Origin of the sequence: Brevundimonas sp. (genome assembly GCF_018608325.1) — a bacterium.
Taxonomy (GTDB): domain Bacteria; phylum Pseudomonadota; class Alphaproteobacteria; order Caulobacterales; family Caulobacteraceae; genus Brevundimonas.
Genome location: NZ_JABAZW010000142.1, coordinates 1 through 314 on the forward strand (window position 1 = coordinate 1; position 314 = coordinate 314).

The following is a 314-nucleotide window of genomic DNA, read 5'->3' on the forward strand; positions in this document are numbered from 1 at the left end:
CTGCCGACGTCGCCCCGGACTGTTTCTCCTTCAGGGTGACCAGTTCCTCGGCCATGGTGGGGTGGACCGCGCAGGTCGCGTCCCACTGCGCCTTGGTCAGGCCCGCCTTCACGGCGATGGCTGCTAACTGGATCATCTCCGGGCTTTCCGGGCCGACGATATGGACGCCGACGACGCGCTGGCTGTCGGCGTCGACCACCAGCTTCATCAGCACCCGCTCGTCCGAGCCGGTGAAGGCGTATTTCATCGGGCGGAACCGGGTCACATAGACATCGACGCCCTTGGCGCAGGAACGGCGGGCCTCGGCCTCGGTC

1 pseudogene is annotated in these 314 nt (G+C 67.2%); it reads right to left on the bottom strand.

Going from position 1 to position 314, the window contains the following annotated elements:
• Window positions 1-314: pseudogene (locus tag QZ281_RS13785) on the bottom strand (glutathione-disulfide reductase); the annotation flags it as partial.